General features: G+C 50.2%; 14 protein-coding genes and 3 pseudogenes. 6 read left to right on the top strand and 11 right to left on the bottom strand.

The features are described from left to right. Window positions 1–18: 18 nt before the first annotated feature. A complete protein-coding gene (locus tag AC286M_RS28935; protein WP_488207677.1) occupies window positions 19–3099 on the bottom strand; it encodes an MFS transporter in 3081 nt (1026 codons plus the stop codon). A gap of 862 nt (window positions 3100–3961) precedes the next feature. Between AC286M_RS28935 and AC286M_RS28930 the strand changes: the two genes are divergently transcribed. Continuing rightward, the gene (locus tag AC286M_RS28930; RefSeq protein ID WP_488207676.1) at window positions 3962–5932 is read left to right on the top strand and encodes a S8 family serine peptidase; all 1971 of its coding nucleotides are present in this window, start codon (window positions 3962–3964) and stop codon (window positions 5930–5932) included. A gap of 269 nt (window positions 5933–6201) precedes the next feature. Then, entirely contained in the window at window positions 6202–6417 is a 216-nt protein-coding gene (locus tag AC286M_RS28925; protein ID WP_488207675.1) for a hypothetical protein, read from the top strand. An 81-nt stretch (window positions 6418–6498) separates the two neighbouring features. Here AC286M_RS28925 and AC286M_RS28920 read toward each other — a convergent pair whose 3' ends face one another. The 5 genes from AC286M_RS28920 to AC286M_RS28900 form a co-directional block, all read right to left on the bottom strand. Continuing rightward, window positions 6499–7095, bottom strand: a complete 597-nt coding sequence (locus AC286M_RS28920; RefSeq protein ID WP_488207674.1) for a Maf family protein — start codon at window positions 7093–7095, stop codon at window positions 6499–6501. A 102-nt stretch (window positions 7096–7197) separates the two neighbouring features. Next, a complete protein-coding gene (psbP, locus tag AC286M_RS28915) occupies window positions 7198–7737 on the bottom strand; it encodes a photosystem II reaction center PsbP (RefSeq protein WP_488207673.1) in 540 nt (179 codons plus the stop codon). A 335-nt stretch (window positions 7738–8072) separates the two neighbouring features. After that, on the bottom strand, window positions 8073–8471 hold the full coding sequence (locus AC286M_RS28910; RefSeq protein ID WP_488207672.1) for an SH3 domain-containing protein: 399 nt from the start codon (window positions 8469–8471) through the stop codon (window positions 8073–8075). A gap of 297 nt (window positions 8472–8768) precedes the next feature. Continuing rightward, complete coding sequence (locus AC286M_RS28905) at window positions 8769–9281, bottom strand: O-acetyl-ADP-ribose deacetylase (RefSeq protein WP_488207671.1); 513 nt, start codon at window positions 9279–9281, stop codon at window positions 8769–8771. A 35-nt stretch (window positions 9282–9316) separates the two neighbouring features. Continuing rightward, window positions 9317–10471 (bottom strand): DUF58 domain-containing protein, encoded by a 1155-nt coding sequence (locus AC286M_RS28900; protein ID WP_488207670.1) that lies wholly within the window; start codon window positions 10469–10471, stop codon window positions 9317–9319. Window positions 10472–10991: 520 nt separating this feature from the next. Between AC286M_RS28900 and AC286M_RS28895 the strand changes: the two genes are divergently transcribed. After that, window positions 10992–12110, top strand: coding sequence for a hypothetical protein (locus tag AC286M_RS28895; protein WP_488207669.1), 1119 nt, complete (start codon window positions 10992–10994; stop codon window positions 12108–12110). Window positions 12111–12478: 368 nt separating this feature from the next. Here the strand turns inward: AC286M_RS28895 and AC286M_RS28890 are convergent. Beyond that, window positions 12479–13201 (bottom strand): annotated as a pseudogene (locus AC286M_RS28890) (IS256 family transposase); the annotation flags it as partial. A gap of 72 nt (window positions 13202–13273) precedes the next feature. Here AC286M_RS28890 and AC286M_RS28885 point away from each other — a divergent pair. Continuing rightward, window positions 13274–14491: pseudogene (locus tag AC286M_RS28885) on the top strand (IS256 family transposase). A 3-nt stretch (window positions 14492–14494) separates the two neighbouring features. On the opposite strand, the pseudogene AC286M_RS28880 reads toward AC286M_RS28885, so the two are convergent. Beyond that, window positions 14495–15031: pseudogene (locus AC286M_RS28880) on the bottom strand (transposase); the annotation flags it as partial. 36 nt (window positions 15032–15067) lie between these two features. Then, window positions 15068–16729, bottom strand: coding sequence for a tetratricopeptide repeat protein (locus tag AC286M_RS28875; RefSeq protein ID WP_488207668.1), 1662 nt, complete (start codon window positions 16727–16729; stop codon window positions 15068–15070). Between the two features lie 112 nt (window positions 16730–16841). Between AC286M_RS28875 and AC286M_RS28870 the strand changes: the two genes are divergently transcribed. Next, window positions 16842–17084, top strand: coding sequence for a hypothetical protein (locus AC286M_RS28870; RefSeq protein WP_488207667.1), 243 nt, complete (start codon window positions 16842–16844; stop codon window positions 17082–17084). A gap of 39 nt (window positions 17085–17123) precedes the next feature. Here AC286M_RS28870 and AC286M_RS28865 read toward each other — a convergent pair whose 3' ends face one another. Further along, a complete protein-coding gene (locus AC286M_RS28865) occupies window positions 17124–18308 on the bottom strand; it encodes an ATP-binding protein (protein WP_488207666.1) in 1185 nt (394 codons plus the stop codon). A 183-nt stretch (window positions 18309–18491) separates the two neighbouring features. Continuing rightward, complete coding sequence (locus tag AC286M_RS28860) at window positions 18492–19058, bottom strand: hypothetical protein (protein ID WP_488207665.1); 567 nt, start codon at window positions 19056–19058, stop codon at window positions 18492–18494. A 277-nt stretch (window positions 19059–19335) separates the two neighbouring features. Here AC286M_RS28860 and AC286M_RS28855 point away from each other — a divergent pair, with 277 nt between their 5' ends. Then, window positions 19336–21414, top strand: coding sequence for a S8 family serine peptidase (locus AC286M_RS28855; protein WP_488207664.1), 2079 nt, complete (start codon window positions 19336–19338; stop codon window positions 21412–21414). Window positions 21415–21478 lie beyond the last annotated feature (64 nt).

The raw sequence follows: 21478 nt of genomic DNA, 5'->3' as shown, positions 1-21478 counted from the left end.
GAGAGTGACAGGGTGGCCTCACCCTTGTGACCCCTGCTGTAACTCCTGCCGCAATTTCTGTACCTGATCGACGACCAAGGGATTGGGATCATTTTGCATGAGTGGCAGCAGTTCCTTGAGCGATCGCGGTGAGGCCATCTTGAGGTAGTCCAAAACGGCTTCCCGAACAAAGCCTGTGGTGTGCTGTAGGCAAATTAAAATTTGTTCTGCGGAAATGCTCCAGTGCTGCTGACGCGCCAGGTAGAAACAGCAGGCCACCACCCAATCCGATAAAAAATGCCGCAGATCGAGTAAGAATCGTAAGCGATCACTGGGCAGGAGGGGATAGTACACAATTAAGTCAGACAGGCTCAGGAGCTTATTTTCGAGGGACGTTTGATCGAGCACGGTCAATAGTGCCCGCTTACTGGGAATATCCAGCGTATTGTCTAAGATCTCCAGTCCGCGCGCCATGCTGTTGAACGAGCCAGAGCGCAGAATGCTAAATTCAGCGGCCTGCATCGCGTTGGCGTCGTATAAAAAGCGCATCAGCAAGAAAATTCGCTCAGTTCCATCCAGTTGCAGATCTTGCAGTCCCCGACGCAGTAGCTCAGCCTCTTCCGTGGCGACCATTTCTACTCTGAGATCCTGGAGCGCAGCAATAATTTGGCCGACGAACATCAGCTCTTGATCAAGCATGAGTTCAACCCCGCTGCGGCCAATTCGCTCCAGCACGGCCTCCACGCCCTTGTCCTGCGGCATGCGCAGCAGGGCGCGCAGTAGCGTCCGCCGTCGGTTCCCCCAGATCGTACGCAGGGGGAGCACCATCGCGTCTAAAGCGGGTTCCGTGTTGATGTTGCCAATGGCGCTCCAGGCGTGAAAACAGACCATTTCTGGCTTGGTGGGATCTTCGGCCAGCCGCACCAGCATGGGAATCGCTTCGTTGCCCAGGCGGCTGAGCGCCCGTTCGGCGGCTTCACGGGTGGACTTGTAGTGCAAACCGCGCAGGAGCGACGGATAATATTCGTGCAAGCGCATGGCTGCGATCGCATCTAGAGCTTCTTGACGCACGAGTAAGGATTCATCTTGTAGCAGTCCTCGAATATAAATACTAAATTCGGACTCGTAGAAGCTGCGGTTGGCGGCGCTGGGTACAAAGTCTAGATCGGCTGGGGCATTGAAGCGCTGGATACCCGTGCGGGGAGTTTCTGAACGCTGGGTACTGAGCTGTTGCGTATCCATTGCGCCCGCATCGCCCATTGCCTGACAGCCCATGATCCGCTCTCGTTCTCGTGGGTCAATCAGCATTTGCTGAATTGTCGTCAGGGCAACCTCTTGTTCGCTAATAGAACCATTGCGCAAAATCAGCGCCGCTGCTGTGCCTCGCACCACCGGATCGACACTGGGCTGGAGATAGGCCATCAAAGTATGAGTGTCGGACGCCTGCTTGCTGTTGGATTCGGTGATCCACACGTAGCGCAGCGCCAGTGCCAGTACTTCTGGTGTTTGATGCGCGGGAATGAGCGATCGCACCGTACTGAGATGGTCTGGATTGGGATGTTCCAGCATGATGGCCAAGCTTTTGCACTGAAGCGTGGGGGGCAGGGTCGGTAACAGCGGAGCCAGCGCTTCGGCCACACCATCAGGATCTAGGCTGGCCAGTAAGTCAATATAGCTGGCTCGATCGGTTTCACTACCGGGACGACCAATGGCGTCAATCATGGCCTGCCGCATAGATCGCAGGTTGCCATCGGCTGTACTTAACTCTCCTCGATCGACGCTGACAACCAGCAGATTGAGATAGCGCGATCGCAATAGGTAAGCCACACCCAGCCAGATTAGTGCCACCAGCACAATGCTGGCCACAAATACCTCGCTTTGCAGCGTCTCGCTGTTGACCGTTGCCGATACAAACCGCTGTAGTCCGGCAATCACCAGCAAAATGCCCACTCCGGTAATCACCATCGACAGGGGTTCGGCTAGACCCCTTACCAGTGACTGAATGCGAGACTGAACTCGGTTAGGAACGGGCTGAAACAAAATTGGAGTTGTGCTGGCTTGCAGCGTATAGCGCAACAGCTCATCGACAAACTTCAGCACCACCAGACCAATGAGCAAATTGACGACACCGAACAAGGGCAACAGAGCCAATAGTCCCGCCATAATTGGCAGCAGCGACGCAATGAAGAAAATGCCCATGCGCTCAATCACTCGACTGGAGACAAACCACTGGGTGAACAGCTCGACCAGGCCGAGAATGCCGCTAAACAGACCCAGGAACCCTGCGATCGCATTTAAGTCCAAATTCAGCTCTAGCTGGCTGAGATACTGAAAATCAATCAGTAAATACATCACCTGCGCCAGCACAAAAAAGCAAAACAGCAGCACGATGTACTGCAACAGCGAACCGCGTAACCGCTGGGCGGCTGAATCAGTCCGCTCCGAGTGCCGGATTGGCTCTTTATGCTCCCGCTGACGGACAAAATCGGGAAACGCCTGCTGGTAAGTGCGGCTGAGATAGAACAGCATGCCTGAACCCAGCAGCATAACCAGGCAAGCTAGCACCAAAATATTTTCGATTCCCAACAGCGCCAGCATCAGCGGCAGCGAAAAACCACTGATGACATCAGAAACCAGGTTGCCACTGCTGATAAGCGGGTAAGTTCGCTTAATTTCGCGAATATTGAAGATTTGATTCGCTGTGACCGAGGTGTTAACCTCGTTGAGGGCAAAAATGGCCTCATTCCACAGCCGCATGATGAAAACCGTAATCGTATAAAGCGTCGGAATGGCTAACCCAACCCGAAAAAACAGCAGCGGCACAGCCATCAGTACCGCAATCAGCACAATCACATGGCGCAGTGGCAGCAACCGCTGAAGGACGGAATAAATTGAATTTAATCCTAAGCCAATTGCCGCACTGGCAATGTAAATCCAGGGCAGAAACTCAGCGCCGTAGCTGGTTAGAAACAGCGCAGCCGAACTCATTTCCAGCCAGAGGATGCCAATCGATGTAGCTGTGTAGGCCACAAACATCAGAAATGTTCGCTCGCTTTCTTCTGGTCGTAAGTTGACTAACCTGAGGATTCGCTGTCCAACGGTTATGGTAGTGCCCTGCATTCCCTGAATCCTACAAAAACAAACTTGACGCTGTACTAGAATGCCCCATCCACGGCTGTTGTCATTGCAAATACCACAAGATTCTTACAGTTCTCACTGAGCGGTATTCACCAATAGGAATTCGATAGTCCAGAATGCCGTGCAGTATAGCAAGCCTGAGCCCAATACAACATGGCTGATCCGAACCCCATTTAGACTTCTTTACGGAAGCGGGCCGCACACGCCGATGCTCCATGTCGGATCGGCCAGGTTTTCACTCAGTCCAGTCAGCCCATGTGGAGGGATTGCTGATTTTAAGGATGAATTGTGATGTGGGGACACTGCCCCCACATCACAATTCATACCCAGATTAAGCAACGCCCATGTGGATGAATGGCTGTGGATGATTGTTGGTTGATGATGGTGATTGTTAATTGTTGACGTCTGTTGTGACGGTCACTAGCAGCTTTTTGGATCGACCTTAGTACTGTGTCAAATCAGTTTTGATGGTTGATATATCGCGCAAAGTGCGACATATCAACCATCAAACCCCACCAAAACAACGTTGATAAACCACTGTCAACCCTTGCCAATATGCGGAATTGGCTTTCTGCATAACTTGAGGCTGTTCAGCGATATGAACTAACGCGTCTATGTCGGCCCTGTTTAATGTGCCCTGCTTCAGTCGTCTGGCTTTATGGAGGCTTCATAGAAAGTGCGATCGCATGTATCTCTGATGAAATCTGCTCTATTGAGATTGACAAATTCACCAAAACTATCCTGAAGCCAAACGTATCAGCTTGTATTTCAAAGAGTCATTCTGAAATTGCCCCAAAAGAGCCATCGGTGCTCTTTTCTTGCTCTTTTGCAAACAGGATTAGATATGCATCATCCCATCGCATCCCAACAGACAGAATCAGGATTTCACATTGAACCCAACCCCTATGGTTTCAATCCAGAGCATACTCCGCTACTTGGCCATGCTTCGTTCAACATTGGCACAGCGTCTAGCGACCTCAGCACAGAGCGTTTCGATCTTCAATCAGCCCAAGCGGGGTTGAGCCGCAGTGCAGCGCTGTCAACTCAGCTGATCACCTTTTTGAGTGAAGAGTTAGCCCTAGCGGCAGCTCCATCAGATCTAAAACAAACTGGCGCAGGTGATGTCCTGACTGGGCTATCGGCTGCAACAGCACTAGTCCGGCCAACCGATGCCAGTATACAGTCCCGTTTATTCGGGGCTCTAGACAGCACAGATCTGAATAATCCCCTGCGCAGTGGCAGCTTCTACGATGGATACTATCTGGCTGGCTTAGCGGCTGGTGAACAGGTTCAAGTTCGCGTCAACTCTAGTGCTTTTGATACCTACCTCCAAATCATCAATGCCGACACGGGGACACTGGTTGCATTTGATGATGATAGTGGCCCTGGCTTAAATTCCCAGCTGACATTTACCGTTCAGGCTGAAACCGATTACATCATTCAAGTCAGCAGTTTTGGTGTAGGTGAAGTTGGCAACTATCAGCTCAATAGTTCGGCTGGCCAGCTCAATCCAGCCGCTGCTGTGCAGCCCAACCAAACTGTACAGGGAGCATTAGTCAGCAGCGATGCAGAAGATAAACAGTTTGGCGACTACTACTATGACGGCTATTACATATCGAATCTAACGGCTGGTCAGACGGTTCAAATCAATCTCAGTTCCAGCCAATTCGATACTTATCTACAGTTGGTCGATGCCGATACTGGCGACATTATTGCGATGGATGATGACGGCGGCCCTGGCCTCAATTCTCAACTGATATTTGTGGCCCAGGCAGATACCAACTACATTGTCCAGGCGACTTCTTATGCCTCTAATACAACTGGTAGCTATACACTAACCACATCGGTGAATGGCGGCAGTCCGACTCCTGGGTTTAGCAGCTTTTACGGGTATGGGCACGTTGATGCCGCTGCGCTGGTGGCAACTGCTCTTGGCCAGTCCGCTTTTGCCAATGTTCCCGACCTCGGTGGTGATCAGTGGAATCTTGACCAGGTAGGAGCACCAGAAGTCTGGGCCCAAGGATATACAGGGCAAGGCGTCGTGGTCGCCGTGATTGATACGGGAGTGGACTACAACCACGTTGCTTTAGCCGATAACATCTGGGCTAATGCGGGCGAAGTCGCCAACAATGGCATTGATGATGATGGCAATGGCTATATTGACGATGTTCAAGGTTGGGATTTTGCCTACGACGATAATGATCCGATGGACAACAATGGCCACGGTACCCATGTCGCTGGAACAGTGGCAGCAACAGGAGCAAACCAGGTAACTGGGGTTGCGCCGGATGCTGCAATTATGCCGATTCAAGTCTTGATGGATAACGGTTTTGGTACCAATGCTGACATCTCTGAGGGCATTGTCTATGCCGTTGACAATGGAGCCGATGTCATCAATCTGAGCTTGGGCGGTACGTTTTCGGCTGATATTCGTGATGCCGTTGAGTATGCCTGGAATCAAGGAGTTGCCGTGATTATGGCTGCTGGTAACGAATATGATTTTCAACCGGGTTTCCCTGCCAAACATGCGACAGATTGGGGCATCGCCGTTGGCGCAGTTGACATTAACCGACAGATCCCTGCGTTTGCGAATTATGCTGGTTCGGTTGTTTTAGATTACGTTGTTGCACCGGGAGTTGATATTGTGTCTACTACTCCGGGTAATAATTACGATGCCTATAGCGGCACCTCAATGGCTGCTCCGCACGTTGCAGGTGTGGCGGCGCTCTTGTTGAGCGCAGTTCCTACCTTGACGGTTGATCAGCTAGAAAACCTGATCATCGGCACTGCTAATCCTACAGGTATCACAGCCTAGCGATTTTATAAATGTACAGCTCTATTAAATAGCTGTTGAATTAAATTGATTATGAACAGGCTGCTCCAGCGGGGCGGCCTGTTCATAATCAATTTAAGATTGCTGTAGAAGAACAAGAAGAAGGCTTAAGTTGCCTGGTCACGGTGGCTTAAGCCTTCTTCTATGTTTGGTATGAGCAGTAAATTGCAAACTTGGAATTCTGAGGCTGGAGCTTCATCCTAAAATGAATGTAATCATTTAATGTAGTCGTTTACTGAGGATGTTGGTCAATGCCTGTAGAAGCCGTTGGAAATCCACCCCCCGAAGCCGATCAGTTGCGGACTGAAATTGAAAAGCAACTGCCAGAGATCATCAATAGTTTTAGCCAAGTTTTGCAAGAGCAGTTTGGGTTTGAAGGCATTCGCGTTGGTGGATTTACGATTGTTCCGGCAGAAGCTGCCGCGAATAATATTTCCTGCAATGAAGAAGGTTGTTCAATCGATTAAGACTCTAATCTTGAGGCTCTAGTGATGTTTATGAACAGCTTGGAGGGTGAGTTGTTCATAAACATCAGTCGGTTATTACGATTACCAAAAATCGGTGATTTGATAGCCCAACTGCATCATTATTTGGCGGAGTAGCGGTAGGCTGAGGCCAATCACGTTGCTGTGGCAGCCGTCGATTTTTTCCACAAATGCTCCACCCTTGCCTTCGAGCGCAAAGCAACCGGCACAATTTAACGGTTCGCCCGTCGCCACGTAAGCTTCAATTTCGCGATCGCAGATATCGGCAAAATAGACCTGGGTAATGCCCGTCTGCACCACGGTGCGCTGCTGCTGCGTATCAATCAGCGCATGCCCTGTATAGAGCTGGCCCACCTGACCGCGCATGGTTTGCCAACGTGCGATCGCAACTTCAGGTGTCTCTGGCTTACCGTAAATTTCACCCTGAATGGCCAGCACCGAATCGCATCCCATCACTAGCGCATGAGTATCGGCAAACTGGGGCACAATCACATTGGCTTTGCCGAGAGCTAACTCTTCAACCAATGCCAACGGATCACGGAGCTGAATTCGTGACTCATCAAAATCGCTGGGCCGCACGATTGGCTCAATGCCAACGGACTGGAGGAGCCGCTTGCGGGCAGGAGAAGCTGAGGCTAGAACGAAGCGGGGCTGTCTCATAGTGCTAAATGCAATTAGACTAAAACCCCAAAACTGAAGGAGCGCCTCTTGAGGCTGCCCCTAGTTTTGGGGTTACGTTTATTGATACCAACTGTCTTAGATTTAGTAAACAGAGAAAGAGTCCACTGACTGACGCAACAGATCGCCAACTTTGCTCCAGCGGTTCTCTAAGGTTGAAGCATTAAACGTAAAGAGCTGTCCTCGACGGACGACAACACTGGCTAGATTATGCCGTTGCTGATCGGGCAAATCCACTTCATATTCCAGCAGATAGTAGGTTTCTGTCCCCTTTTGTTGAGCTTCTGCACTAATCAAATCAACTTTACGCTGGTTTTCAGCCAGAGTTGAAATGCTTTTTGCCAGTTTGTAGCCCACTTCAGTCGGCGTGCCCAAATCTTCTAAGCTTTCGCCTTCTGGCACGGGACTAATCACCACGCTGACGTTTTCGGTATCGTTGATCAGGTCACGATAGACAACGTCTGGCCCGTTGGAAACTTGCACTTTGACCCAGCCGGTTGGGTATAAAAATTCGTAGCCATCGTAGCTATCAGCATAGCTTTGTAGTCCTGCTCCCGCAGAGACGCAGCCTTGTAAGCCTATTGCTAGGACGATCAGCAACGCGGCAGTAATTCGCTTCAACATGTTAAACCCGTTCCTCAACAAACCTTTCGCCTATCCGTATCAAACTTTGCAATTTTGTTTATTCTCCCACTTTGTCTCTTTCCATGCCAGCTTTGCGATCTCAGATAAGCTTTGTATCCATATCAACCCTAAAAGAGGATTCTGCTGTCGCATCGCGACAGCAGAATCCTCTTTTAGGGTTGATATGGTTCTCGCTATAAAAAACATGAAAACAAAAAAACCCATCAACAAACGGTGTCTAGCGATGACACCTTATTGATGGGCCTACTAATGTCTAGTCGTTATCGAAACGTGGCGTTGTGATTAGATATCACACGGGTTCTGGCGCTACCGCATTAGTTAATGCTGACGTATTGACCTTGAACCCATCCCCGAGCGCCGGAGGCAGCAAATTGGACGTAGTACCAACTGCCGTTGCTTACCGTGTCTTGTACGGTAATGTCGTCTCCAGCAAAGCCGTAGCCGATTGGTTCGGCATCAGCGTCAGGTTGGGGATACACCAGAATTTGCGTTTCTGGACTAGCACCTTTTAATTGCCCTGCTTGGCCATCGCTAGTAGGTCGACTTGGTGTACCTGGATGGTAACCACCATCGCCACCTGTATGGGGACGATGGGGATAGTAACCTGGGCGATCTGCCAGAGCGGGTGAGTCTGTTAGGAGGACTGCGGTTGTCGCAATCCCAAAACTGCTTGCTGCGATCGCAGCAAGCGCAAGCGGTGTGAACTTCATCATTCACCTCGAATTAGCTATAGAGTAACGATTCCTGGACGATAGCCCCAACGAACCCTTGGAATATCCGCCGAAGCCGACTCCAGAAATCATTGCAAGCTTAGCCCAACTGGCGACAAATGGAACGCAGGATTGCGAGAATTTGCAATATAGATCTTCTATATTTTTTCCCGAGTCAGACCGTATAGATGTAGCCAGTTTGGGTGGGACAGGGACGTTGTGGTGGTGCGGCAGAGGTGTTACCACCACAACGTCCTAACTAATATGGCTATTGCTATAACCGGATTATTGAGGCAACTGCTAAGCTTGAGTGAACACCTGTAGATAGGCTTGATAAATATCCTGCGAGAAGCAAGTGAATAGGATTTTCTCAATCGTGTCGTCATCTTGTAAAAACCGAGCCGTCTCTGCAACAGCAATTTGAGCGGCCTGTTGAATGGGATAGCCATAGACGCCGCAGCTAATTGCCGGAAAGGCAATCGACTTGATTGAGTGTTCTACGGCCAATTTAAGTGAAGCTTGATAGCAGGAAGCTAGCAACTGTGATTCATTATTCGATCCACCTCGCCAAACTGGGCCAACCGTGTGAATAATCCATTGCGCCGGAAGGTTGTATCCACAGGTGATTTTGGCTTGCCCCACTTTGCAACCACCCAACAAGCGGCACTCTTGAAGCAGATCGGGGCCAGCTGCTCTATGGATCGCACCATCTACCCCACCACCGCCTAGCAGAGAGGTATTCGCTGCATTAACAATGGCATCAACCTGAAGTTGGGTGATATCAGCTTGAATGACTTCTATTTGGTTCAACATAGCGACGTGTAGAGACGGGTAGAACAGAACTCGTATTAGCGCTGAAGCTGGATCTGAAGCGGCTGATCGGCTTGAATCACTAAGCCCTCGCCAGATGCCTCGGTGGTTGAGAGGGACTGGTGACTGCTACCTGCGATCGCAGTTGGCCAGAGCAGCCAGCGACTCCCGGCAGGCAATGCACTGAGCGTTTGTGAGTCAGCCGTTAGCCAGATCACTTGGCTCTGCCAGCGGGTGTCTGTGGTCAGTTGTTCGCCATCGGTCACGCCCGCTAGGGTCATCAATACCGATAGATCGTTGTGTACCAGGCCAGTGGCTGCCGTCCAGATGTGGGGCTGGAGTCCCTGTCGCTGGCTGTAGAAGTAGAGAGAGGCGGCGGCAATTACGGCTTGTTCAAAGGCATCCGACTGCCATTGAGCCGCGCTGTCGAGCGCAATCACGATCTCATTTGATCCAGTTAGCCGCTCCAGTTCTCGCACCCGCAGATCGCCGTAGCGGGCACTGGTGCGCCAGTGGATTAAGCGAATTGGGTCGCCCCAGCGGTAGGGACGCAGGGATTGGGTAATGCCCTCCGTGGCAGATTGCGAACGGTAGCTGCTGCTGACCTGCTCGTGGGGATCTTGGCCAATTTGGTCAATCAGTGGACATTGCGCCAGCGGCAACACGGTGGGATAGACAATTGCGGTGGCTTTGGCGATTTGCGATCGCAGACACCAAAATAAACCCAACGGTGCAGCGGTGCGGAGTTTCAGCGTTTGCCAGCGATAGATGCCGCGCTTCTCCGCCAGTTGGCTGTACGTCCAGCGATAAGCGCCTTGGGCTGGAATTTGCTCAATGGATTGGGTAACGGGCTGTCCCAGTCGCGGCGGCAGTTCGTCCTGAATTTGCAGCAGTGATTTAGGCTGCGGAGTGGGGTTTGAGATTTCTAATTCAACCTGGATTGGGTCGCCTGCGCTGACGGGTGAAATCTGCGATCGCACAATTTTGATGCCCCGCAATGTCCTCGGCGGGAGAATAGCGGCAATCAGGATCAGTGCCATTGTGATGCCGCTGATCACGTAGAGCCAGCCTGCCATTGTGTTGAGCGCTGCGCCCAAGAAGCAGAGGGTTAACCCGATCAACAATGCGCCAGCGTAGGCTGGGCTAACCCAGCGGGCTTCGAGCCAATTCAGCCAAGCGTAAATAAATCCCATGAATTCAGTGAGAGACTCTTAATTCGTGTTCTCCAGTGTTCCCATCATAAAGTGGCGAAACGCTGGGTGGGCGGAATTCAGCCCAAAGCAGTTCTCAGTCATTCCGTAAAGTGCTTAAACTTAGCTGTATCAGGGGAGCAATGATTCCAGATCTAACGACCTTTAGGTTTGAGGGAGCGATTTCATATTTTGTCAGGGTCGTTTTGTTGTTGCCAGGAAAGTTTCAGAGCCGCAATTTTACGTGTTTGGTAGGGGCGTTAGCGAAGCCATGCCCGAAGGGCTATATGGCCATTCGCCCCTACGTAACGCTGCCCAGATTTTCTCCAGATAGAGTAAACATGAAATAGCATTCTTTTATTTTGATTACAAGCATTATCAGTATTAACAGGCATCACCAGTAATTGCGTCGTTGATTTAAGGTTTAACCTTACCTTTTCAATCCTCCACGATCTGCATGATTCATTCAATTTCTCGATCTAGACAACGATTCATTGTCTTGTGTTTAGTCACGGCAGTTTATGTGGCTCTACTGATTTGGCTGGATTTTCTCCAAGGCGACTACTGGCGGGATGAGCGCCACTTTTGGGAAACGAGTTTGAGCTTTAGCGATCGCATATTGCCGACGCTGGAGCAACTCCGTAATTATGAAGAGCTAAATACGCCGCTGCCCTTCATCACATTTGGCGCATTGGAGTACCTGTTTCAGCAGGGTATTTTTTTAGGTCGCTTACTGAATCTAGGGTTGTCGCTTGCTATTAGCCTGATCATCGGCTGGCCTAAATCCGGTAAGCCATACGCGCTATTGTGCTTGATTGGTTTATGGCTGTGTCCCTACTATTTCTGGCTGAGTGGACGGTTATACACCGAACTGATTACCTGCTTTTGGATTGTTTTGGGGTTGATGGCCTATGTTCGCGATCGCACTTTTTTGAGCGGTGTCGCGTTCATTCTGGCCATTGCGTCCCGGCAGTATGCGCTGGCCTTTCCGCTGGCGATTTTCACCTATGAATTTGGCTTAGGGATGAAAACTGCGATCGCATTCAATCAAATCCGGCTGGCGGATCAGTGGAAGTGGCTGGCACCGCTGGTCGCTGTGCTATCGATTGGCGTTTGGCTCTACCTATTTCAGGGATTGGCTCCGGAAACTGCGATTGAGATTCGTGAGACGCCGGAGGTGCAGCAAACGTTTTGGGCGGTGGGGCCAGGTCATGTTGTTAACTTTATGGCGTTTACGAGTCTTTATGTGGTGATTCCGGAAAGCCTGATTTTTATTGGGCTTCTGCGCCAAAAGCTGTTTGCGATGCCAATCCGTAAAGGAATTGGAGTTGCGATCGCATTACTGGTCTATGTGCTAATTTTTCCGCCGTCGTTGGTTGGCGATGGCCCGCTGATGAAGGGGATTGCGCTGCTGCCGCAGGGAGCGATTGCTGTAGCTGTGCTCTACGGTTTGGCGTTGATTGCCTGTCTGCGATTTTCTCTCCTGAATCTGATCACGTTAATCTGGCTGTTCAATTGCCTAATCATGATCAAAGCGTTTCCGCTGGATCGATACGTTTTACTGTTTGCAGTGGCGTTCTGGTATTTGAAGTCTATCGGCTGGGCTGATGATCAAAATCAGAGGCTTGAATCGAAGTCTTAAGTTTGAATAAGTGCGATCGCACTTACATCTACAAAATGTGAGTCGCAGTACGCAGATCACGATCCTGCTGGGTTTGTGTGATCTCAAAGGCAGCTATCAACCCAATGCAGAACTAATTCGCTAGGGTACGTATCCGCTGGTCTATCCAATAACAGTGGTGTATCTATGCGATAACAGTCGGCCTGAAGTGAGAGCCAAGTTTGCCGAGCTGTTGAAAACCATAGAAGGGCAGGAGTTTTTATCAAAGTTTGGGTTTACGACGGTGAGGAAGTTGGAAGAGAAATAAAAGTTTAGAAGATTAGAGCTCGGAAACGTGGATCGTCGCGAATAGTGGGGTATGTCAAATAGATTGTGTCAAAGGTAAAAACTCAAGTTGGAAAGCGATCGCTGAATTCAATCGCGAAGCGGTTGAGAGCGGGTTTCCAGTCGCGAATGGGCATGGTCCACTTTTTGGCAATATTTTGAATTGCCAAGTAGATAACTTTTAGGGCAGATTCATCGGTTGGAAAAGCTCGGTGGTTTTTAATCACCTTTCTAAGAGTCATATTCATCGATTCAATCGCATTGGTCGTATAGATTGCTTTACGAATCTCCGGTGAAAAAGCAAAGAAGGGAATAATCCGCTGCCAATGATGAAGCCAAGACCTGCTAATGGTTGGATATTGCTGGTCCCACTGCTCGGCAAACTCAACTAAGCGCTGCTCTGCTTCAGTCTCAGTGCTGGCCGTGTAAATCAGCTTGAGGTCTGCTGCAACCGCCTTACGGTCTTTGTAGGACACATAGCGGAGTGAATTTCGTACCATGTGAACAATGCACAACTGCACCTGGGTTTGAGCAAAGACCGCTTCAATGGCATCGGGAAAGCCAGTGAGGCCATCACAGCAAGCGATGAAGATGTCTTTGAGACCCCTATTTTGCAGCTCTGTGAGCACTTGAAGCCAAAATTTGGCAGACTCGTTCTGGGTCATCCACATCCCCAAGAGTTCTTTGGTGCCAGACAAGTTAACCCCAAGCGCCAAGTGAATCGCTTTGTTGATCACCCGCCCGTCTTGTCTGACTTTGACCACGATGGCATCAAAATAGACGATGGGGATTGTAAATTAGATTGTGTCAAAGGTCAGAGATGAGATCTAATGAACTATTGAACCTAAGAGACTCGTACTATGACTTTTCGACCTGAACTCCTGGATGAATTGCTTAAAGGCTATCAGAATCCCGAAGACCTGCTGGGGGATGGAGGGATTCTTAAGCAGCTCACGGCGGCTTTGGTGGAACGCTGCTTGAATGCGGAAATGAAAACCCATCTGGACGAGCAACAGGCGGAGCCTGAAAGCGACGTCAAGCCAACTCGTAACCGCCGCAACGGCCACAGCAAGAAGACCATCAAAGGGGAGTTTGGAGAAGCTCAAATCAATGTTCCCCGTGACCGCAACAGTGAGTTTGAACCCATCATCGTCAAGAAGGGGCAGACCCGCTTCGAGGGCTTTGATGACAAGATCTTGTCCCTCTATGCCAGGGGCATGAGTACCCGTGACATTCAGGCTCAACTGCAAGACCTGTATGGCGTTGAGGTCTCAGCCGGGCTGATCTCGAACGTCACGGATGCGGTTGAAACGGAGCGTAAAATTTGGCAAAATCGCGCGCTCGACCCGGTTTATCCCATCGTCTATTTTGATGCCATCGTGGTCAAAGTCAGACAAGACGGGCGGGTGATCAACAAAGCGATTCACTTGGCGCTTGGGGTTAACTTGTCTGGCACCAAAGAACTCTTGGGGATGTGGATGACCCAGAACGAGTCTGCCAAATTTTGGCTTCAAGTGCTCACAGAGCTGCAAAATAGGGGTCTCAAAGACATCTTCATCGCTTGCTGTGATGGCCTCACTGGCTTTCCCGATGCCATTGAAGCGGTCTTTGCTCAAACCCAGGTGCAGTTGTGCATTGTTCACATGGTACGAAATTCACTCCGCTATGTGTCCTACAAAGACCGTAAGGCGGTTGCAGCAGACCTCAAGCTGATTTACACGGCCAGCACTGAGACTGAAGCAGAGCAGCGCTTAGTTGAGTTTGCCGAGCAGTGGGACCAGCAATATCCAACCATTAGCAGGTCTTGGCTTCATCATTGGCAGCGGATTATTCCCTTCTTTGCTTTTTCACCGGAGATTCGTAAAGCAATCTATACGACCAATGCGATTGAATCGATGAATATGACTCTTAGAAAGGTGATTAAAAACCACCGAGCTTTTCCAACCGATGAATCTGCCCTAAAAGTTATCTACTTGGCAATTCAAAATATTGCCAAAAAGTGAACCATGCCCATTCGCGACTGGAAACCCGCTCTCAACCGCTTCGCGATTGAATTCAGCGATCGCTTTCCAACTTGAGTTTTTACCTTTGACACAATCTATTTGACATACCCAGACGATGGGATAAACCGGGTCGAGCGCGCGATTTTGCCAAATTTTACGCTCCGTTTCAACCGCATCCGTGACGTTCGAGATCAGCCCGGCTGAGACCTCAACGCCATACAGGTCTTGCAGTTGAGCCTGAATGTCACGGGTACTCATGCCCCTGGCATAGAGGGACAAGATCTTGTCATCAAAGCCCTCGAAGCGGGTCTGCCCCTTCTTGACGATGATGGGTTCAAACTCACTGTTGCGGTCACGGGGAACATTGATTTGAGCTTCTCCAAACTCCCCTTTGATGGTCTTCTTGCTGTGGCCGTTGCGGCGGTTACGAGTTGGCTTGACGTCGCTTTCAGGCTCCGCCTGTTGCTCGTCCAGATGGGTTTTCATTTCCGCATTCAAGCAGCGTTCCACCAAAGCCGCCGTGAGCTGCTTAAGAATCCCTCCATCCCCCAGCAGGTCTTCGGGATTCTGATAGCCTTTAAGCAATTCATCCAGGAGTTCAGGTCGAAAAGTCATAGTACGAGTCTCTTAGGTTCAATAGTTCATTAGATCTCATCTCTGACCTTTGACACAATCTAATTTACAATCCCGAATAGTGTCGAAATTAGAATCCGTTTTTGCCAGCTTACAGTTCTCTTCAGGATTAATTTTTATAGCTTTCTGCAAATTTTCTAAAGCTAGTTCACGCTGATTTTTCAGTGCATAGACACTCGCTTTGTTGTACCAAGCCTTGTGATAGTTGGGTTTGATCTGCAAAGCTTGTTCATAACTGGAGATAGCCTCTTCATGGCGATCTAATTGAAGCAGTGCATAGCCTCGGTAGTACCAAGCTTCGTGTAAGTCTGGTTTGATCTGCAAGGCTTGATCATAACTGGCAATGGCTTCTTCGTAGCGGCCTGATCTGCCCAGTATATTGCCCCGGTAGTACCAAGCTTTGTGGTCGTCTGGTTTGATCTGCAAGGCTTGATCATAACTGGCAATGGCTTCTTCATAGCGGTCTAATCTGCCCAGTATATTGCCTTGGTAGTACCAAGCTTCGTGTAAGTCTGGTTTGATCTGCAAGGCTTGATCATAACTGGCAATGGCTTCTTCGTAGCGGTCTAATCTGCCCAGTATATTGCCCCGGTAGTACCAAGCTTCGTGGTCGTTCGGTCTGATCTGTAAGGCTTGTTCATAACTGGCAATGGCTTCTTCGTAGCGGTCTAATCTGCCCAGTATATTGCCCCGGTAGTACCAAGCTTCGTGGTCGTTCGGTCTGATCTGTAAGGCTTGTTCATAACTGGCAATGGCTTCTTCATAGCGGCCTAACTTGCCCAGTACATTGCCCCGGTAGTACCAAGCTTCATAGTCATTCGTGATCTGTAAGGCTCGCTCGTAACTGGCAATGGCTTCTTCATAGCGGCCTAACTTGCCCAGTACATTGCCCCGGTAGTACCAAGCTTCATAGTCATTCGTGATCTGTAAGGCTCGCTCGTAACTGATAGCGGCTTCTTCATAGCGGCCTAATTTGCCCAGTACATTGCCCCGGTAGTACCAAGCTTCATAGTCGTCTGGTTTGATCTGCACGATTTGTTCATAACTAAAGATTGCTGCTTGTAAATTTTGATCAGCAGCAAACAAGTTGCCTAGCGCAAAGTATAAGTTTGCCAGCCTTGATATAATGCCTTGATTTTCATCAATTAAGCTTTGAATATGAAAAATCTTTTCTCTACGTTCTTGAGGAGTTAGCTGACAGTATTTTCCATAATCTCCACTCCGCAAAGCCATTTGAGTCTCTCGTGTCAGCCGTTCAGTATCCATTCGAAACTGAAAAACGCCAGATCTCCAATCAAAAAAATCTGGTGCTCGATGAATCAAGTACTTTAGAACAAATGTTGGTATAAGAAAAACAAAACAGATTTGAAAGTTGTCGCGAAATCTTTCTCGCTGCTGATTCAAGTTAGTCAGAATATGTGGAACGCCTTTCCAGCTATAAGATTGAATCTCTTTCATTGTCCAACCTAAATGTCGTTTTGCATCCTCATACTCATAGATGGAATACTCCAGCCCTTCGATAAACAGCACATCAATTTCATCACGATTCGATAGCGCCTCAACTCGCTCGTAGAGATTGCGAATTGGCTCCTTCAGTGACAAAACTTCTACTTTCTTCTGTGGTAAATCTTCCTTGATTTGCTCAATAATTTCATGTCCTTTAGCAGGCGCGCACTGCACAAACAGTAAGCCAAATCCATCCGTACGCTGGATGGCTCGTCTAAGCGCCTGATATTCCTCTTCTGGACTGGCTGGAGGTAGATCTTCATCCCAGTCGATGTTGGCCGGATTCATGGTTGTACTGCTGCAAACGCTTCTTGGAACTCAGCAATGGCATAAATCAGAGGATGCACATCATACCAACACTGCATTTCCCCTTCACTATCAAGATAGCGATATTCCATCAAACAGCGACGAAATAACAGATCTCGATGATCATCATCATTTTGAATCCGCTTGGTTCGAGCAACATGGGCTAAGACTTCCCACTCTGCTTCCTGTACTGTGCGCCGATAAGTATCTCGTGCTTCTGTAATTGCTCGTCGTGCTGCTTGTACCGTAATCGGTAGTGTATCTAATCGATTCGAGGCTTCTTTAATCTCTGTGGGTCTAATTCCCCGTGGCTTGCCACGTTAGTGGTAGCGCGGGAGTGCGTCCCGAAGGGCAAATTCCGTAATGCCCCGTCCGCTTGCGGCGGGGATAGGAATTTGAGCGCCCCGCGAGATTTACTCAGTTGCATTAACTCTCGCAGATGTCCGCCACTCATCAAGCAAAACCGATTTAGCACCTCTGGGCTTTCAAAAACTTCAGTTTCAATATCTAAATCCAAATTGAGCTGCTGCAATCGCCGGATGACGACCTCTCGAACCTTGTCAAAACCACGTTGATAGAGATCTCCTGATTCCGTTTTGATCATGATCATCGGCAACACTTGAGGATTGCCATAGATGTCAGTTAGGCGACTCACCTGCTTCGAGTAAATTAGCGAAATTGGCACCGTATAAATCGAATGACAGGCAAGCTCCTGAAGCTGCCCACTCCGGTCAATCCAAATCTCATCGTGATTACTGCGACCATCGTCATCCACAATCGGCACAATCCGATCTAAGTTATCCGCAATCACCACCAGCTTTGTTTTCTCATCCGGTAAACTGCGCTTGGCATCGGTAATAAACTGATTCAACGCATCCAGCAGCGTTGGTGTATGGGGATTGAGCTGCTTGCGAATATCCTGCCGCAAGGATGGCACTTCACGAATGCTGGTGCTGAGCTTGATGAATTCATTTAGGCCCACTTCCACATCCAGCCCGTCAAACGAAACTTCCGTCAGCGCTAATTCTTTCAACGATGCCCAGCGATCGCGCAGCCAATTCATTAACGGTTGCGGGTCAGCCTTTGTTTTCGGTAATAGAGCTTCCAGCAAATGCCGCGTACAGGCCAGCAGAATGTCAGTATATTCAGCATCCTGTGGATCAACGTCTTCTGCATCCGCTGCAAAATGCACAACGAAACAGCCGTGTCCTTCCAGATCTTGCTTTAGCCGCAGCAGTTCAGTCGATTTTCCTGAACCACGATGCCCTGCGTAGAGCTGACAAGTACTGCCATCTGAACGCCGAATTTCGTTACCTAAATCTTTCAGAATGTTGTTATCGCCTCGCACATCCTCACACATGACATAGACCGGATCACCAGGTTCAAGAGGCTTTGAAGGTTCAAATGCCTGAAAGATTTGCGTCAGGATATCAAATTCATCGACCATAGTGCGATCTCAGTTCTTGTAGGGTGCGTCCCTTAATACAACCTTTGTCGGTTATAGCACTGGTTTACTAGAACGCACCATCTTCATCAATCGCTGATGACGTTCAAGACATAGCAAAAAGGTGCATTAAGCAAAGCTGTAACGCACCTTCCGGGATCTTCAGTTTTAGAATGGTATAGCCAATTAGCCTTCTTCAGACGAACTCGCCGCCGTGCGGGGATAGTTGTCATCAACAAAGCCCATTTCAAACAGTTGTTGATACGCCTTTTCACCCAGATCGCGAGTAGGCGATTGGCTACCGATAATTTGAATCAACAGCGGCACAGCCAACTCTGGCTCACCTTGGGCACGATGCACCAGTGCAAGCTGATAGGTCGCCTGATCGCGCATTTCAGCCGCACTCAAAGCATTGGAGCGATTCGCCTCCGAAATCCGGTTATCAACACCCGTAAAGCTTGAAGACAACTGCTGATAGAAATTCGAAAGCTGATTGAACACCTGGCGAGCTTCTTGCAGCTTCGTTTCTGCTAAATCATAGTTTTGAGCCGAAACCGCACTACTCGCTTCCTGCAAGAGCCGCTCTCCACCAGACATGCTGAGAATATTGGTTTGCACCCGGAGGTCGTCCGGCGTCTCGATTTCAGCAGAGGACTCCTCTGGTAACACTTCTTGCGCTTTTAGTGACAATGGCATGCTGAGCAAAATCGCTCCAGTTAGGGGCAATGCCAACCAAGAAAAAGATGAGGTCATAAACTTATTTCGACGGAGAAGCATGGAGTAACGTTGTGTATCGGGGAAAACGAGACAGATTAACCTTCGCGTATCTTATCATTACAACTCTGCCACTTTGGTGATTCCCAAATGCTTTATTGCGTGATTGCGAAATTGCGATCGCAACTGGGGATCGCCCGTTTACCCCCAACGAAGTGCCAATTGGCAATGGTCAAACCAACGGTTAACCATTGCTGAACACCACACCAATAGGTAGACCTTACTGTTTGACGCTAGGTTCCCGGACAAAACGTTTATGGCCGCAGACATTCAACCTGAGTATCGAGGACTGATTCTCCAGCGCGGCGGAGAAGAACTGCTGCTGACCAAACTGCCCGATCGCTTCACCGTGCGTTTGGTCAACGACGAAATCGATCCCACAGTCTTGCAAACCGCCTTGCAACCCCAAGCCGTACGTCGCATTCCCACCGGGAATTTGTTTGAAATTACCGTTGCCGCTGACCAGCTCGAAACCGCAATGGCCCAGGCGCGACAACTAGACGACGTGCGCTTTGCCAGTCACGTGTACAGTTTGGAATCCAGCCCCGCCACGGCTGTGTACTTGGGCAATCAGATCACCGTCCAGTTTGCCGATGCGACTCCGACTGAGACAATGGAGACATTGCTGGCGGATTTAGGCTTGAACATCATACAGCCCATCGCCGGACTGGCAGGCACCTACGTTGTCCGAGTCGGTAAGACGGCCACCGAAAATCCGATTAAGCTCGCCAATCGGCTCACGACCTCGCCCCATGTCCTCGTGGCCGAACCGGACGTAATTATCCAAACCCAAACGCTCTATCGCCCCACCGATCCCCTCTACGCAGAGCAGTGGTATCTCCAGCATGACGGCGGAGCCGAACTGGCCGCCAACTCTCACATTGAAGTTGAAGCCGCCTGGGAACTAACGCGGGGCAATCGCTCCATTGTCGTGGCGATTATTGACGATGGCTTTGACCTGAATCACCCCGATTTTCAGGGCTTGGGCAAAATTGTTGCCCCCTACGATTTCTATGCGCAGGATTTTTTGCCTGTACCTGAACAGCCCGCTGAGAACCACGGAACCGCAGTCGCCGGAGTTGCGATCGCAGAAGAAAACGGTCAGGGCATCGTCGGTGTGGCTCCCGGTTGCGCCCTGATGCCGATCCGCAGCACGGGCTACATCGACGACGACTCAATTGAGCGCATGTTTGGCTGGGCCATGACCCACGGAGCCGACGTGATTTCCTGTAGCTGGGGCGTTAGCGCCGTCTACTTTCCCCTCTCCCTGCGACAGCGGCTGGCCATTCATCGCGCCGCCACCGAAGGCAGAAACGGCAAAGGCTGCGTCATTCTGTTCGCCGCTGGTAATGCCAATCGTCCTGTCAGTGGCCCGATTAACGAAACGGGCTGGTCGAAATCGGTGATCAAAGGCGAAACCCAGTGGCTCAACGGCTTTGCCGTGCATCCCGACGTAATGGCCGTTGCCGCCATCACCAGTCTGAATCGCAAGGCCGCCTACAGCAATTGGGGCAAACAGATTTCCGTTGCCGCCCCCAGCAATAATGCTCCACCGGGTACCTATCTCACGACCGAAGGAGCCGTCCTAACTGGCCCACCCGTCACGATTTCACTGCTGGGCCGGCGCATCCTCACCACGGATCGACTGGCCGAGCTGGGCTATGCTGTAGGCGATTTTACCAACACCTTCGGCGGCACCTCCAGCGCTTGCCCCGTCGTGGCTGGAGTGGCAGCGTTAGTCCTATCGGCTAACCCTGAACTGACTGCCGCAGAGGTTAAAACGCTAATTGAGCAAACCGCCGAAAAAGTCGTCGATCCCAATCCCGATCCGCAGTTGAATCTCCGGAAGGGCACCTACAGCAACCAAGGTCATTCTGAATGGTTTGGCTACGGTCGTGTTCAGGCGCAGCGAGCTGTTCAGGAAGCTCTGCGTCGCCTGCCCGATCTGGGTCAAGCCGTCAGCCAAATTCAGCGCCGTGATGATGCGATCGCACTTATTCCCGATGCCGATCCGGCGGGTCTCAAACGCGCCATCATCATCACCGAACCGCAGGAAATTCGCTCGATTCAAATCACGCTGGCGGTTGAGCACAGCTTTTTGGGCGATCTGGAAATCTACCTGCTGCCGCCCCAGCATCCGGCCATTCTGCTCCAGGGCCGCACCCTCGGTCGCCAAACCCGACTGCAAACCACCTATTCCCTGGCGACAACGCCCAACCTCAGTCCGCTGCTGGGCAAACCTGCCAACGGACGCTGGCAACTCTGGCTGATCGACCGCGTACCGGAGAACACCGGACAGCTCCGGTTTTGGCAAATCGATCTCGGTTTAGCGTAAAGGGGGATACGGATATGGCCTGGTTTTGGCAAATTGATCTCGGTTTAGCGTAAAGGGGATGCAT

Source organism: Thainema salinarum CENA647, from assembly GCF_057732415.1.
Note: the sequence above shows the minus strand (reverse complement) of the source record. Positions and strands in the feature narration are given on the sequence as shown.